General features: G+C 60.3%; 17 protein-coding genes. 7 read left to right on the top strand and 10 right to left on the bottom strand.

Going from position 1 to position 14,319, the window contains the following annotated elements; translation table 11 throughout:
- Positions 1-1,254: 1,254 nt before the first annotated feature.
- Positions 1,255-1,653: a hypothetical protein gene (locus AC3WWH_RS03480; RefSeq protein ID WP_492376875.1), complete on the bottom strand. Its 399-nt coding sequence runs from the start codon at positions 1,651-1,653 to the stop codon at positions 1,255-1,257.
- A 194-nt stretch (positions 1,654-1,847) separates the two neighbouring features.
- Here AC3WWH_RS03480 and AC3WWH_RS03475 point away from each other — a divergent pair, with 194 nt between their 5' ends.
- Entirely contained in the window at positions 1,848-2,219 is a 372-nt protein-coding gene (locus AC3WWH_RS03475) for a helix-turn-helix domain-containing protein (protein WP_492376874.1), read from the top strand.
- 40 nt (positions 2,220-2,259) lie between these two features.
- Positions 2,260-2,727: a hypothetical protein gene (locus AC3WWH_RS03470; RefSeq protein WP_492376873.1), complete on the top strand. Its 468-nt coding sequence runs from the start codon at positions 2,260-2,262 to the stop codon at positions 2,725-2,727.
- Here AC3WWH_RS03470 and AC3WWH_RS03465 read toward each other — a convergent pair.
- Both AC3WWH_RS03465 and ggt read right to left on the bottom strand, forming a co-directional pair.
- A complete protein-coding gene (locus AC3WWH_RS03465; protein ID WP_492376872.1) occupies positions 2,645-4,459 on the bottom strand; it encodes a DUF6538 domain-containing protein in 1,815 nt (604 codons plus the stop codon). The two genes, AC3WWH_RS03470 and AC3WWH_RS03465, sit on opposite strands and share 83 nt — an antisense overlap.
- A gap of 237 nt (positions 4,460-4,696) precedes the next feature.
- Positions 4,697-6,301, bottom strand: a complete 1,605-nt coding sequence (ggt, locus tag AC3WWH_RS03460; protein ID WP_058320460.1) for a gamma-glutamyltransferase — start codon at positions 6,299-6,301, stop codon at positions 4,697-4,699.
- Positions 6,302-6,510: 209 nt separating this feature from the next.
- Here ggt and AC3WWH_RS03455 point away from each other — a divergent pair, with 209 nt between their 5' ends.
- Entirely contained in the window at positions 6,511-6,759 is a 249-nt protein-coding gene (locus AC3WWH_RS03455; protein ID WP_058320461.1) for a hypothetical protein, read from the top strand.
- A gap of 46 nt (positions 6,760-6,805) precedes the next feature.
- On the opposite strand, the gene AC3WWH_RS03450 is transcribed toward AC3WWH_RS03455, so the two are convergent.
- The gene (locus AC3WWH_RS03450; protein WP_058320462.1) at positions 6,806-7,945 is read right to left on the bottom strand and encodes a fumarylacetoacetate hydrolase family protein; all 1,140 of its coding nucleotides are present in this window, start codon (positions 7,943-7,945) and stop codon (positions 6,806-6,808) included.
- A 255-nt stretch (positions 7,946-8,200) separates the two neighbouring features.
- On the opposite strand from AC3WWH_RS03450, the gene AC3WWH_RS03445 reads away from it, so the two are divergent.
- Entirely contained in the window at positions 8,201-8,671 is a 471-nt protein-coding gene (locus tag AC3WWH_RS03445) for a hypothetical protein (RefSeq protein ID WP_197417227.1), read from the top strand.
- A 77-nt stretch (positions 8,672-8,748) separates the two neighbouring features.
- On the opposite strand, the gene AC3WWH_RS03440 is transcribed toward AC3WWH_RS03445, so the two are convergent.
- Positions 8,749-9,369 (bottom strand): TetR/AcrR family transcriptional regulator, encoded by a 621-nt coding sequence (locus AC3WWH_RS03440; protein WP_058320464.1) that lies wholly within the window; start codon positions 9,367-9,369, stop codon positions 8,749-8,751.
- A 92-nt stretch (positions 9,370-9,461) separates the two neighbouring features.
- Here AC3WWH_RS03440 and AC3WWH_RS03435 point away from each other — a divergent pair, with 92 nt between their 5' ends.
- Positions 9,462-10,214: an SDR family NAD(P)-dependent oxidoreductase gene (locus AC3WWH_RS03435; RefSeq protein ID WP_058320465.1), complete on the top strand. Its 753-nt coding sequence runs from the start codon at positions 9,462-9,464 to the stop codon at positions 10,212-10,214.
- A gap of 145 nt (positions 10,215-10,359) precedes the next feature.
- Here AC3WWH_RS03435 and AC3WWH_RS03430 read toward each other — a convergent pair whose 3' ends face one another.
- A complete protein-coding gene (locus tag AC3WWH_RS03430) occupies positions 10,360-11,613 on the bottom strand; it encodes an NAD(P)/FAD-dependent oxidoreductase (protein ID WP_058320466.1) in 1,254 nt (417 codons plus the stop codon).
- A gap of 290 nt (positions 11,614-11,903) precedes the next feature.
- Complete coding sequence (locus tag AC3WWH_RS03425; RefSeq protein ID WP_065372751.1) at positions 11,904-12,068, bottom strand: DUF1328 domain-containing protein; 165 nt, start codon at positions 12,066-12,068, stop codon at positions 11,904-11,906.
- Positions 12,069-12,294: 226 nt separating this feature from the next.
- Here AC3WWH_RS03425 and AC3WWH_RS03420 point away from each other — a divergent pair, with 226 nt between their 5' ends.
- Positions 12,295-12,492, top strand: coding sequence for a hypothetical protein (locus AC3WWH_RS03420; protein ID WP_057250939.1), 198 nt, complete (start codon positions 12,295-12,297; stop codon positions 12,490-12,492).
- Between the two features lie 130 nt (positions 12,493-12,622).
- Here AC3WWH_RS03420 and AC3WWH_RS03415 read toward each other — a convergent pair whose 3' ends face one another.
- The gene (locus AC3WWH_RS03415; RefSeq protein ID WP_057250941.1) at positions 12,623-12,820 is read right to left on the bottom strand and encodes a CsbD family protein; all 198 of its coding nucleotides are present in this window, start codon (positions 12,818-12,820) and stop codon (positions 12,623-12,625) included.
- A gap of 48 nt (positions 12,821-12,868) precedes the next feature.
- Complete coding sequence (locus tag AC3WWH_RS03410) at positions 12,869-13,192, bottom strand: hypothetical protein (protein WP_057250943.1); 324 nt, start codon at positions 13,190-13,192, stop codon at positions 12,869-12,871.
- Between the two features lie 461 nt (positions 13,193-13,653).
- On the opposite strand from AC3WWH_RS03410, the gene AC3WWH_RS03405 reads away from it, so the two are divergent.
- Positions 13,654-13,902 (top strand): YMGG-like glycine zipper-containing protein, encoded by a 249-nt coding sequence (locus AC3WWH_RS03405; RefSeq protein ID WP_034800856.1) that lies wholly within the window; start codon positions 13,654-13,656, stop codon positions 13,900-13,902.
- A gap of 60 nt (positions 13,903-13,962) precedes the next feature.
- On the opposite strand, the gene AC3WWH_RS03400 is transcribed toward AC3WWH_RS03405, so the two are convergent.
- On the bottom strand, positions 13,963-14,118 hold the full coding sequence (locus AC3WWH_RS03400) for a NepR family anti-sigma factor (protein WP_244495600.1): 156 nt from the start codon (positions 14,116-14,118) through the stop codon (positions 13,963-13,965).
- Positions 14,119-14,319 lie beyond the last annotated feature (201 nt).

Here is a 14,319-nt window from a genome sequence, read left to right as displayed (position 1 = left end):
TGCTGCTATTCTATGAACGTTTGTCGTAGCCGTTCGAACTCCCGCGCCTAGATCAAAAACCCCGACGTTCCGAGCTTATCCTTGGCGCCCCTGCCAGGGCGTCCTACGCATGATCTCCAACACAACAGGAGGTCGAAATGGCAACCATCAGGAAGCTCAGGGGGCGCTCGCAAGCGCAGGTTCGTCAACGCGGAGTTAAACCCCGTCGCAAGTCCTTCGATAACAAACCTGACACGAACATCCCCGAGAGCACGACGCTAGAGCAACTCCTGCGGCGCTACCAGAGTGACATTCTATCAAGTAGCGCCTGTTGTGGCTCTGGAATTTCGCCCGGGAGCCAAAGGCCTTCGAACTCTCCCCGCCTCTCAATGCCCCATGTCTCACTGACTGCTGCGACATTCCAGGCGAACTTTGGCTGATGGTCAAAAGAGCGCTGCTCGACGAGGCGGCTGACAGGTGAAGTAAGAGGGCCATGTCGAGCAGAGTTTTCCAACGAGTCGCAGTCGCTTGGACGTCGTAGACGGTTGCAGCTTCGCGCCACACCTTTACATAACGGAGGACTCAGCACTGCTTATGTCAAGGTCGATGGAGGAATACCTTTACAAATACCAATTCAAGGTTGCACTCGATCTTGTCATAAAATCCGAAATCATTGCGGATTTGCCCTCTACCTTGACACTACCTTTCCCAAAAATTGACAGAAATCCGGAAATTCAACGTTTTTGATACTCACGTAAAGGTGGTCGGACACGATCTGGTTGCATGGGAATAGTTCGATGCCATTGTCATAGGCGCTTGAGCACCAACTGACGGAATTTGCCGTGCGATCTGTTTCAATTATCCTTTCATCCGTGCCGGGACACCTTAATTGCCAGCGTCGAAAACATATTCGGACCCACTAGCGTCGCACGCGAAGAATGATCAGCAGAGCACCACCCGATCTCTCTGCGTGAACGAAAGCGGTTCCGACGAAGAGTGATATCCGGGGGCCATCGATCAGGCTCTGCTCCTGGCGGACGATGTCCCAGCACGCGCCCCGTTCTTGTCCGCAACCATCCGGCGCCCGCTAGCCTCCTGAGTCCGTTGACGCGCGACGTATGGGGCAAGCTCCTCACTCGTTACCCGAACATCGATGTCCTAGGAACGGGGTGCATGTATGATGGGGATGCCTTCCACGCCCGAGACGTATCGGAGACTGGAACCTCCCATGCCTGAAATGCAGCGCGCCCTGCGGATCAAGGCTTGACCTATAATTTAGCTCGGCAGGCTCACCAACAACCGAAGACGGCGCCGTAACTGAGGGGTCAACTCAGGAACGTTTCCGGAATAGAATTCCCGCAAAAAGTCGATCCACCTTTGCTCCGCTGATGAGGCAGAGCCATCTGCAAACACCTCTTCGAGCATCCTGACGAAATCCGTATCGAACCAGCTGTTGAGAACGAGCAGGAAAAGCCGCCGCCTATCGCAACCCAGCGCCTCAGCCAACACCTGCACCTTATCCAGCGGAACCTTCCGATCCCCGCGACAAAAACCTTCAACCATGTCAGTGCTCTGAAACCCAAGGAGGAGAGTCATCTCCTCCACGGTATAGGCACTCTTCTCGAGGTGCATCTGAATGAAACTCGCCACTTCGGAATTGCGTCCTGAACTCATTTTATGTCTCTCACATATTGCTTCTCTCAATTTGAATATAGCGATATTTAAACGGAGATATTCATTTTATAGACGACAATCTCGATCAAACTGTAAGTAAATAATTACTTACTGTTTGGCAATCTCTAGTTTATACTTGAAAAGATTGCTGAAATACGATAGGGAATGCGTCGACAACCAATTGAGCCAATGCGATGAACCCGTATAGAAATCCCCATGCCGCATTGCGCGTCGGTCAGATCATAAAGGCACATCTCACGAAATCGGAGCTGTCGTATCGAGATCTCGCCCATCGACTGGGAGTGTCAGACACCAAGATTTTATACTTTGTGACAGGCAGACATTACTTCCCTGTAGAATTTGCGAAACCGGCCGCAGAAGCTCTCGGCATCGCACGGGGCGAATTCATCTACTCCATTCTGCTGCAGTATTTCCTCAAGGTGGAGGTGGACGCCATTTGGGAAGCTATTGCCACGCACATCCTTGCACAGCAGGATTCAGGCGAGGAGGAATCGGATGATGAAAGACGCGAAAAACGGAAGAAGAAGCGGAAGAAGTCTCGCTAGCACCGCGGCGAGTTGATTGGGGCGAGGCTCGGCATTTCTCATGACACAAACGACAAATGAAGTTCGGAATCCTGCTTCCTCCCAGGCTGATATCGATACATGGCGCATACTCAAGAAGGCGCTGAAAACAGGACTGTCAGATCGAGGCTTCACAATCGACGCCGAAGAAGCATCCCTGATCGCGCGTTTCATGCTGGAGCAGATCGAGACTAGCGGCCTGCGTGTCGTGCCTGTGAAGCCGACAACAGAAATGCAGCAGGCCATCAAGCAGGCTCTTGATCAAGGCAAGCGAATGTCCGTTGCTTGGGTCAAGCCTCGCACGAAACAACGGTGGCGCTATCAGGCCGCGGTTGAAGCGGCTCCCAACTGGCGCCGCGGCTATCTACTGGACCTTGGGCTCGATGGCGGACAGCCGAAGCGTGAAGCTATGTCGCGTCCTCCAACGCATCTGCCGGCCTCAAGTGATCCAAGATCAATCCGGGATAGGAGATCGAGTTCACCAGCTTGACGCGCCCATCGAGCATCCCCTGTGGTAAGGTGCCGTAGCGTTGCGTCATCGTGCCGGACGTATGGCCCAGAATGAAGCCAAACTGGTCATCAAGAAAGCCGGCACGACGAAGTGCGTCGGCCGCGCCATGCCTAAAGCTGTATAGAGACAAACCGCGGCCGTCCTTCAGGCCGATCTTTGTCAGATACCGTGGGAAGTCGCGGCTGAAATCTGCGATCATCTGACCGCGCTCATTGCGCTCTGCGAGCGGGAACAGACGCTTCTCTGCGCGCTCCTTCAGGTCGGCATGATACTTCAGCAAGCCGAGCTTCACCAACTCCGGGTGCACCGGCACGACGCGCATAGAGCCTGCCGTCTTTACGGATTTATCACCATCGCCTTCAGTCGTGATGTGCATGATCCAATGGCCGCGATCTTCGCGCACGTCGTCAACGCCGAGCTGCGCTATCTCTGCCGGGCGTGCACCGGAATAGAGCATGATCAGTGGCACCCAGTAACGATGGTCGCGGATAAGGACGTTGCCCGGCTTGCTCCAAAACCGGGGAGCTTCATCGTTCTGGCATCCGGTGAAGAACGGCGACTTGAACAAGGCGTTCATTTCGTCAACCGTGAAGGGCTTCGTGGTCTTCTCCTTCGACTTCTTCAGGAACATATCCGCGGCGGGGTTTGCCGTAAGGTAGCCATGATTCGTCAGCCAAGTGCAAAACGCGCTGAAGCCGGAAAGATAACGGTTGACGGTTGTCGTGCTGATCGTTGGCTTCTTCACCGTCTGATTGTGCTTGACGATTTGGGTGAGTTTCATCCCTTCGAACGCTTTCGTCTCGGTCGCCTTGACCGGATATTGAAGCAAGAGCGCTTTCCACTCGCGAACGGCCTTCTTGTCGATTCGATGCACCGGGAACGTGCTGCCGACGTATTCAACGAAAAGACCAACGTCCCGGCGAGCCTGGGCAAGCGTGTCGGGCTTGATCTGGTTCGGGTTCTCGCGGGAATAGCTTTCGAACAGCTCCATGACGGCTTCGCCTGGCGCCGCTGCTTCGCGGGCTCCGCCGATCGAGGGCTTGACGATTGGATCTTTGGGCGTGCCGGTGAAGTCGCCCTTGTCGCGCTCCAGGGTGCGCTGCAAACCCTCGATTTCCGCCCGCGTCATGAGGGCGCAAAGCTCACGGTATTCGTCGGAACCTCCATCAACAAGAAGCCGATGCCGAACAACGAAATCCTTGACTGCCGGATCGATCAAACGCGCGTCGCCGGACGTGAGCGCGACCTTCAGAGCATCAAGACGGCGGGCGCGAAGGTTTGCGTCGTCCACGCGTGCCCGAAGCATAAGCTCATAATCGGTGTAGGCGTTGATCATGCCGATAAAGTTTTCGGAGGTGATCTCCCCCATCTCGATCCGACGATAAAGGCGCTGCAATTCTGCGTCCGTCTGTTCGGGTGTCGGCATGTCACGCTGCTTGCGGTCGTAGCTGTCGAGCGTGGCCTCATAGTGCTGCCAGACGGCAACCGACTTATCGTCTGAGGTGATTTCGCGGCGCGCGCGAACCTCTTCGAACTCAGCGCGCCAGCCCTCTATGACCGGCCAGAGCCGCTTCTTCGCCTCGTTCTCATCCTTGGTGCGCAGCGACTTCTTGCGCGTCGTCGTTCCGTAGTGGCCCACCAGGTCAAGCGGGACATCGAGTCTCGCGTAGTAGGTAGCGCCACGTCTTTCGAGGTATGTAACCCTTGCCATAATCGCTCATCCGTAGCACTATTCCGGAACACCCAACCGGAACAGTCATAGGAAATAAGCTATTTATTTGCAATAGGTTGTTGTGGATCAAAAGCTTGAGAAAAGTTGGATTACTTTCCAGGTTCCCCAGCCAAACTCTTCCTGCGATAGAACCGAATTTATGGCGAAACGAGCGCCCGCGGCCCAGCATCATCGCACCTTTTCATGCGCGGTGTGACCAACGGCAGTCCGCTAGCCCTAGAAAGCCAGGGCGCAGCCGTCCTTGCGCGGATCCGAGCCCGTCTGCAACACGCCGTTGACCGAATCGATCAGGATCGCCTGGCCGCCGCCGTGCGGCATCTCGGCCATCTTGATCTCGTGGCCGAATGCGGCGAGCCCTTTCAGCACGTCCTCGCGGATGCCGCGTTCAGCCTCGAAGCGGCCCATCTGGTGGAAACCGCGGGCGCAGTCGATCGCCTCCTGCACGTTCATGCCGAAATCGACGATGTTGGTCAGCACGTGGCTCTGCCCAACCGGTTGGAAGCCGCCGCCCATCACCCCGAAGGAGAGCCACGGCTTGCCATCCTTCATCGCCATCGCCGGGATGATCGTGTGCAGCGGGCGTTTGCGCGGTCCCACGCAATTGGGGTGCGCAGGATCAACGCGAAAGCCGACACCGCGGTTTTGCAGCAGAACGCCGGTCTTCGGGCTGCTGATGCCCGTGCCGTAAGGCCAGAACAGCGAATTGATGAAGGAACAGGCGTTGCCCTTTTCGTCGACGACGCTGATGTAGACCGTGTCGCGATAGGTGGTGGCACCGGCTGGACCAACCACCGGCATGGCCTTCTTCAGGTCGATGCGGTCGCGCAGCTCGTCGGCAAAGGCGGCCGAAAGCAGCTTTTGTACCGGCACATCGGCAAAGTCGGGGTCGGCGACATACCTGTCACGCGCCTGGAAGGCCAGCCTCGTCGCCTCGGCTTCGATATGGAAACGCTCGACGCCGACCGGATCGTATTTCTTCAGATCGAAGCCGCTCAGGATATTGAGTATCAGCAAGGTGGTAATGCCGACTCCGCTTGGCGGGATTTCCAGAAGTTCTATGCCGCGATAGGTCGTAGAAATCGGATCGACCCAGAAGGCCTCCTGCGTGGCGAAATCGTCGAGCGCGTGCATGCCGCCGAGGCTGCGCAGGTAGCCCACCATGTCCTCGGCGACCCAGCCTGAATAGAAACCATCGCGGCCCTTGGCGGCGATCTCGCGCAGGACTTTCGCGTGCTCGGGCTGGCGGAAGACCTCACCGGTCCGCAGGGCGCGACCGTCCTTCAACCACATGCGGGCGCTGTTGGGGTCCGCCTTCAGCTTGTCTTCGTTGCGGTTCCAATCGACGGCGACCCTTTCGGTGACCGCAAATCCCTCCTCCGCGTGGCGGATGGCGGGCTGCAGCAGTTCACCGAGCGGCATGGAACCGAAACGCCGGTTCAGCTTGCTCCAAGCATCGACCGCGCCGGGGATGGTGACGGCGTGCACCGAGGTGAGCGGGATCTCGTTCAGTCCCTGTTTCAGCAGGTGTTCGGCGGTGAGGCCCTCGGGCGCGCGACCCGAACCGTTGAGGCCATAGACCCGATCGCCTTCGGCGAGATTGGTGCCGGCGGGGGCGAAGAGAACGAAATTGTCGCCGCCGATGCCGGTCGAGCCCGGCTCGACCACGCATTGCACGGCGCAGGCGGCAATCGCGGCGTCGGCGGCATTGCCGCCGCGACGCAGAATCTCGATGGCGGCGAGCGTGGCAAGGGCGTGCGAGGTGGCGGCGGCGCCATGCCGGCCCATGACGACGGAGCGGCCAGGCAAGTGCAGGTCACGCATGGAACGGGAACTCCCGGGAACAAGGACAACTCAGGCTCGCGAGCCTATGCGCCTGCCGGGCGGATGAAAAGGCCGATGTTGACGCGCCGGGGGACTGGTGCGGCGCATGCTGCAGAGGCGATTGGCGGGAGAACACGTCCGGGCTGCCCAAAGCTCCGCAGCAGGCGCATAATGGCCACTTGCAAGCGATCACAGGCGGAGGACGGCCCATGTTCGATGCTGGCAGAAAGACGGACGCCGAATATGCGATCGAGTATATCCAGGAAAATCCGGAAGCCGGTCTTTGTTGCGAGAATCGGCGCTGGTGGATTACGCCGAACGCGAACGAAACCGATCGGCAGGTCCTGTTTCTCGACGCCGCAGAGGCGGAACGGCTGAAGGACGATGCGCGGCTTCAAGTCGTGCCCGACATCGCCCACCCCGGCCGGGCGCTCTGGGTCATGCGGAAAATGACGTAGCTGCCCGCGACCGGAATAGGTCGGGCAAAGGAAGCGGCCGATCGCGCTAAAGCAGGCCGCGTCCCGCGAGGTTGCGCATCAGCGCCGCCGCGCCGAAACTCCAGGGCGCGCATTCCGTCGAGAGCCTGACGGTGTTGGTCAGCCGGCCGAGTTCGGCATTGGCAATCGTCACCACGTCGCCAAGCTTGTGGGTAAAACCCTGGCCGGGTTCGTCGCGGTCTTCGACAGGGGCAAAGAGCGTGCCCATGAACAGCATGACGCCATCGGGATACTGGTGGTGCGGACCGATGGTCTGGGCGACGAGATCGAGCGGATCGCGGCTGATCTCCGCCATCGAGCTTCGGCCGGTGAGCCGGTAGCCGTCCTCCCCTTCGACAAGCAGGGTGAGCTCGGCCTTGCGGACATCGTCGATCGTGTAGGTTTCGTCGAAAAGGCGAATGAAGGGGCCGACGGCGCAGGAGGCATTGTTGTCCTTGGCCTTGCCGAGAAGCAGCGCGGAGCGGCCCTCGATATCGCGCAGGTTGACGTCGTTGCCGAGTGCTGCGCCCTTGACCTGGCCGCTGGAGCAGACCGCGAGCACTATCTCCGGCTCCGGATTGTTCCAGCGCGAGGCAGGGTGCAGACCGACATCGGCACCAGGGCCGACCACCGAGAGCACCTGGGCCTTGGTGAAAACTTCGGCATCCGGGCCGATGCCCACCTCAAGATATTGCGACCAGACGCCCTCCTCCTGGAGCGCTGCCTTGACGCGGGCTGCTTCCGCCGAGCCGGGTTTCAGGTTGCGCAGGCTGTCACCGATGACGGCGGTGACGCGGCTGCGGATTGCTTCGGCGCGGGACGCATCGCCCGCCGCCCGCTCCTCGATGACGCGCTCGATCATCGAGCGCGCAAAGGTGACGCCACAGGCCTTCACTGCTTGCAGGTCCGAGGGGGCGATGAGATGGAGGGCCGATGCATCCGCTTTCCGCGCGAGACACGCGTCAAGCGAGGCCAGCCGCTCGCCGGATACGGAGCGCACATGCGCAACCGGATCCGGGAGCTCAAGCAGGTCGCGCATCGTCGGCGTTGCCTTCGAGGTGATGTCGAACAGAGCGCCGTCGCGGATCGTGACAAGCGACGGCCCGCCGAGATCGGGACGCCAGACGCGGCCGACAAAAGTGCCCTTGCCAAACGCTGTATCGGTCATGCCGCCCATCCTCCGTGCGCACTCTATTTCTTGCAGCCGAGAAGGGAGATGTAAAGCCGACGGCAGCGCGCAAGCGTCCCTTGGGTTGTAGCGTCCGGAACATTGCATATTTTCACGCGTTTACGGTTATGCCACGCGCCCTCTGGGCGCCCTTGTCGCTTCGCGACGGCGCGAAATCCGCTGCCTACGGCTGCCTAGGAAGGTTCAGGAGCAGTCGCCTGAGGCCAGGAGGACGCCAAGAAAAGGATGAACGCAATGAACCAGCACGAAGAGTTCAAGGAAAAGCCGGTGATCGATCCGGTGACAGGGCAGCCTCTGCCGCAGACGCAAGCGCAGATGAGCGATGTGCCTCCGGCCCGGTCGGGGCGCAGCAACTGGCCGATCGTCATCATCCTGCTCGCCGGCCTGGTGTTGGCGCTGATCGCCTGGCTGCCGGCTGAACTGAGCCGGGATACCGCCGATACCGCGGCACCGCCGCCGACTACGGACCAGCCGGCAACGGGTCAGGCAACTCCGGACACGACGGCACCGGGTACCGCGACACCAGGCACGACGGATCGGGTTACTCCGCCGGCCGATAGCAGCACGGCGCCCTCTGGTGAAACGACGACCCAGCCGGCGCCCGAAGCGACGCCGCAGCAAGGCACCCCGACGCCCGAAACGCAGGGTTCGACCCCGAACTCGACGCCGGGCACAACTCCCGGCATGACCCAGCCGGCACAGTAACGGCTGACCGACGGCCTTGGCTGGAGGGCTCTCCCTCCGGCCATTGACGCTTTAAGACAAGCGCTCAGTTCGGCCGCTCAGTTCGGCTTGATCGATGCCGCGACCATGGCGTCCCAGCCGGCGGCGGCGCAGTCGGCGATCGCCAGCAAGGTTTCCCGTGTTGCCCCGTCGCGGGCTTCGATCGACATTCCATGCTGGAGCGAGGCGACATAGGCCGCGATTGCCGCGCACGGCGTGCCCTCAGGCAGATCGCCGTCCGCAACGCCGCGCTCAAGCCGCCGCTCCAGTGCGACCTGCTTCTCAAGCCGGCGCGCCTTCAACGCCTCACAGACCTCCGCATCCCCGCCCGCCATCTGCGGCGCCGAAAGCACGACCATGCAGCCGCGCGGCTCCGCGCCGCGGGTGAAATTGTCAGCGGTCCGTCTCAAGAGGTCATGGACCGCCGCCTTGGCCGTTGGGGCCGTTTCCAGCTCATCCCAGATGCCGGCGCCGTCCGTCCGGCCATAGAGATCGACGGCCTCGATGAAGAGCTGTGCCTTGCTGCCGAAGGCGGCGTAGAGGCTCGGCGGTTTCAGCCCCATCGCCTGGGTCAGATCGGTTAGCGACGTGTTGTCGTAGCCCTTGTCCCAGAAGAGCCGCATGGCGCTCGCGAGCGCCTCCTCTCGGGAAAAATTGCGTGGACGGCCACGGCTCGACATCGGAACGGCTCCTTTCTGTATCGATCAATACATAAATCGCTTGACAGCGACTGGCAAGTCGTCTCTCCATATATGTATCGATCACTACAGATATGGAGAGACCAGTGACGAGCTTAAAAAACAAGGTGGCTCTGGTGACGGGCGGCAGTCGCGGCATCGGCGCGGCGATCGCAAAACGTCTGGCGGATGAAGGCGCAACCGTCGCGGTGACCTACAGCCAGTCCAAGGCAAAGGCTGAGGCACTGGTGGCGGAGATCACCAAGGGCGGCGGCAGGGCGCTGGCGATTCTGGCGGACAACCGCGATCCGGGCGCGGTCGAGGCTGCTGTCGGCGCGGTTGCCGAGAAGCACGGCCGCATCGACATCCTCGTCAACAATGCCGGCGTGTTCGATGCCGGAACAGTGACGGAGGTGACTGCCGAGGATTTCGACCGGACGATCGACGTCAATGTGAAGGCGGTGTTCCTTGCAACGCGTGCTGCAGCGGCGCACATGCCCGAGGGCGGACGCGTCATCTCGATCGGCAGCAACCTTGCCGCCCGCGTTCCGTGGCCGGGGATGAGCCTCTATGTGCTGAGCAAATCCGCGCTCGTCGGCTTTACCAAGGCGGTGGCGCGGGACCTCGGGCCGAGGGGCATTACCGTCAACATCGTCCATCCCGGTTCGACCGATACCGACATGAACCCCGCCGATGGTGAGCACGCCGGTCCGCAGCGCGGGCTGATGGCCATTCCCCGCTTCAACGACGCCACAGACGTGGCGGGTCTCGTCACCTGGCTTGCGGGCCCCGATAGCCGCGGCGTCACCGGCGCCGAATTCACCATCGACGGCGGCACCAACGCCTAGACCGGCTTGTCAAAAGCAAACAAGGCCGGAAGCATTACTCCGGCCTTGTTCAAACATTGCCAGGCAGCCTCCCGCACGTGGCTTATTCTCCTTGAAATGGTGCAATTCCGGGAGAAAACCGCTTCGCACTTTTCCTGGACTTGCTTTAGACGAGGAAACGCTCCGGGCGGTATGGCGCGATATCGATGACCGTCTTTTCTCCGGTCATCGCTTCCGCCAGTGCCCGTCCGGTGACTGGCCCGAGCGTCATGCCGTGATGCGCATGGCCGAAGGCAAACCACAGGCCCTCGTGGCGCGGCGCCTTGCCGATGACAGGCATCATATCCGGCGTGCAGGGGCGCGCGCCCATCCACGGCTCTTCGTCGCGGCGTTCGGCAAGCGGGAAGAATTCGCGCGCCACCCGTTCGGCGCGGGTCAATTGTACCGGCGTCTTCGGCGCATCGCGCCAGGCGAATTCGGCGCCGGTCGTCAGACGGATGCCGCGCAGCATCGGCGCCAGGAAATAGCCTTTCTCGGCATCAAGCACCCAGTTGTTGAGCTGCGCGCCCTCCTGCATGCCATAGTGCATGTGGTAGCCGCGCTTGACCGCGAGCGGGATATGGTAGCCGAGCTTGCGAGTGACCGTGTCGGCCCAAGGACCGAGCGCCACGACGACTTCGCGGGTCTCGAGCGGGCCCTCCGGTGTCGCGACGCGCCAACCGGGACCTTCGAGGATATGTTCAGTCGTGGCTGCGTCGCCGGAAACGAGGCGCCCGCCCAGCGATTGGAAATAGGCGAGATAAGCCTTGTTGAGACTGTGCGGGTCGCGGATCGACCAGGGATCGCTCCAGCGCAGACCGCCGACGAGATCAGCCTTGATGGACGGTTCGATCGTCTTCAGTTCGCTTGAAGACAGTTTCTGGTGATTGACGCCGAAGCCAGCCGAAAGCTTCTCCGCCTCCTTGTAGGCCGAATCGCGCTGCTTCTCGGTGCGGAAAACCTTCATCCAGCCGTCTTTACGGATGAGTTCGCCCGCGCCTGACGCCGCGATCAGGTCCTGGTGTTCGCTGATCGAATGCTCGATCAGCGGCGCATAGAGATGGGCGATGCGTTGGTGCTGGGTAAAGCCCGAATGCCACCAGTACCGCGCCAGGAACGGCACCAGCCCCGGCAAGGCCCGGAAATGATAGGACGCGTCGATCGTGTTGTTCAGCGCGTAACGGAAGAGCGCGCCGAAATCATGCGGGAAGCCATAGGGAAACACACCCTCGCGCTGGATCAGCCCCGCATTGCCGTAGGAGGTTTCCTCGCCGGCGCCGCGACGGTCGAGAAGCACCACCGACTTGCCGCGCCGCGCCAGATGGATGGCGGTGGAGATACCGACGATGCCGGCGCCGAGAACCACTACGTCAGTCTTCATTTGCAGCTGCCCCGTTTTCCGATCAAGACAAGCCGCGGCTTTGCTCGAGCCACGGCGCCAACGTCATTTCTTCTTCAGCGAGCGGCTGGAGAGGATGATCTGCTCGACGAGCAGTTCCAGCGATTTCATGATCTTCGGTATCCTCAAGGCAAAAGCGGCGGTATCGGCATCAATAGCCAAGCGGGCCTGCAAGGGCAAGCAAGGCGAGCCGACGGAGCGGACCTGCGGATGCAAGAAGGGCGACGTTGCCGCCGCCCATGTCCAACTACCTTGCGTTTGCGACCGCTCCGTCAGCCTCGACGCACCAGGCCCGCGACCAGCGAAATCACCAGGAAGACGAGGAAGAGGAAGAAAAGGACCTGCGCGATACCCGCCGAGGTACCCGCAACGCCACCGAAACCAAGTACACCCGCTATGATTGCCACAACGAGGAAGACAAGCGCATAGTATAACATAGCAATTCTCCTTGCCAGGATTACTGCAAAGCAAACGCCACAACTATCACTTTGTTCCAAATATCTTATGAAATGCGCTCTGAGAAAATCTTCATTCCCACGGACATTAACCATTCATTTACCATGATAGACAAAAGAGTCCCAAATCGAGACGGTTTGTACCGGAAATGCCCGGAACATTCGAGATACTCTGACGTTCCTCCTCCATGGAATATGCAGGGTCGAAATGAAGATGCCGATAGCACATATCTGGAAAACGGCGGTTGCAGCGGGTCGGGAGAGAAAAGATCTCCAGGCTGGCAATCTTCACATCGGTAAGACGATGCGCGATCTTTACGTCAATAGCAGCGAAGATCAGAGTGCGAAACTCGAACATCTTCTCGAAGAACTTCGCCGGCGCGAACGGATGGCACAGAAGAAATAACCAAGCTTCCGCAAGACAATTGAAAAGCCGCCGCGGCCAGGGCCGGGCGGTTTTTCTTATGTCATCGCCTGTCTTCTTCTGTTTGCAACTTTACGCGCCTCTGGTTGCCGAGCTTGTGTCGACCCTTTTCCTAGCGCCGTGACATCCACTCGTCGATCTGACGCTCCGCCTCGTCGCGTGCGACCCCGTAGCGGGCCTGAATACGCCCCGCAAGCTCCTGCCGACGACCATCGATGACGTCGAGATCGTCGTTGGTGAGCTTGCCCCATTGCGCCTGCACCTTGCCTTTCAGTTCATGCCATTTGCCTTCGACGATATCCCAATTCATTGCTTTGCCTTTCGGTTTGATGGGCCGCCACACGCGCGGCCCGTGAACTCAGTTGCGGGTCTTCGCATGGCTGTCGTGGCGCGCGGCAACCGTGTAACTGCCATCATCGACCTGCACCTTGACCTGCAAGCGGCCCGCAGGAGTGACGTGCCATTCGATGGTCGCGTCCTCGACAAGCAGAGCCGGGTCAACCTCGGCGCAGGCACCATAGGCGTGCTTGAAGGCCCCGGCGGTCGCCTTGATCGCCGGCGAAAGCAGTTCGCGGCATTCGTCTACGGTTTCGAACGCCTCGGTCGGCGCCGGCACCTCGCGGCAGGCGTCCGTGGCCTGCATGCAGCCGACCAGGACCATGATGGCAGCTATGTGTTCCATGGGCATGCTCCCCAACGTCAAACTTGAGAACGGCAAACGGGGACGACTGCCCTCCTGTTCCACCGGACGAGATCTAATTTTTGTTGGAACCTTTGCCCACGTAGCGCGTTCGCCGCGCCCATGCCTCGCGCTTCAGATGCGCATGGACGCCGTTCCGGCAGCCGTCGCTGCCGGCGAGAGATGCTATGCCGGACCGGCGGCTATGGAACAAAACGCAGCAGTCGTCGTTTTCGCAACGATAACAAGTGCTGCGACTGCGGCCGAGCGATGGAGGAGATGCTGGGAGGCAAGGACACACCACACGTAGCTCGCCCATTGCGAGCAAGTCAAAGCTGGCCAATGACGCGGCACCGGGTGCGACAGATGCCTCATTGTCGTCATTCTGTTCGTCATCAGTCCCGACAAATCAATTTCAAGTAACCGATTCTATGTTCAACAGAGCAACCGGATAGGAACGCGTCATGAAGAAGATACTGATCGTAGCAAGCCTCATTCTCCCGCTGGCCGCCTGCACGCAAACAGAAAAGGGTGCGGCAATCGGCGCAACCGGTGGCGCCATTGTCGGCGGCGCAGCAACGGGCAATGTCAGAGGTGCTGCCGTGGGCGCAGCGATCGGCGGCGTTGCCGGTGCACTCATCGGGAATGCCAACGAACCGGGCCGCTGCATCTATCGCGACCGCTACGGCCGCCGCTATGAGGCCGCCTGCTGATCGGCACGAACAATGGAGAAACGGGCCTTGGCCCGTTTCTTCCGTTAAGGCGGGTTAGGCTCAAGGCCCGCGCTCAGCCGCCGCCGCTTCCGCTTTCTCCAGCTTTTCAAGCAGATCGACGAAGAGCTCAGGAACCGGCTCCTGTTCCAGCGCTTGATAGAGCGCCTTCAATCTGGCGCCGATCAGCCCGTGGGCATCCGAATTTTCCGCGGCCACACCCGGTCCTCCGCCCTGCCCTTCCCGTCTTTCGGTCCCGTCGTCCATGTTCTGAATCTACCGCCGCTTGCGGCCTTCCCGTTGTTTTCCACCCATCCGCACAGAAGACCGCCTGGCGAGTGTGCCGGATTTGCTCTAGGCCGAAAAACGTGTTCAAAACCATTCACGTATTCCGCCAGATGTCCCCTATCCTCAGAAAAC

Source organism: Ensifer sp. EB106-03-01-XG145, assembly GCF_058792075.1.
The sequence above is the reverse complement of the archived record's forward strand: the minus strand, read 5'-3'. Positions and strand labels throughout refer to the sequence as shown.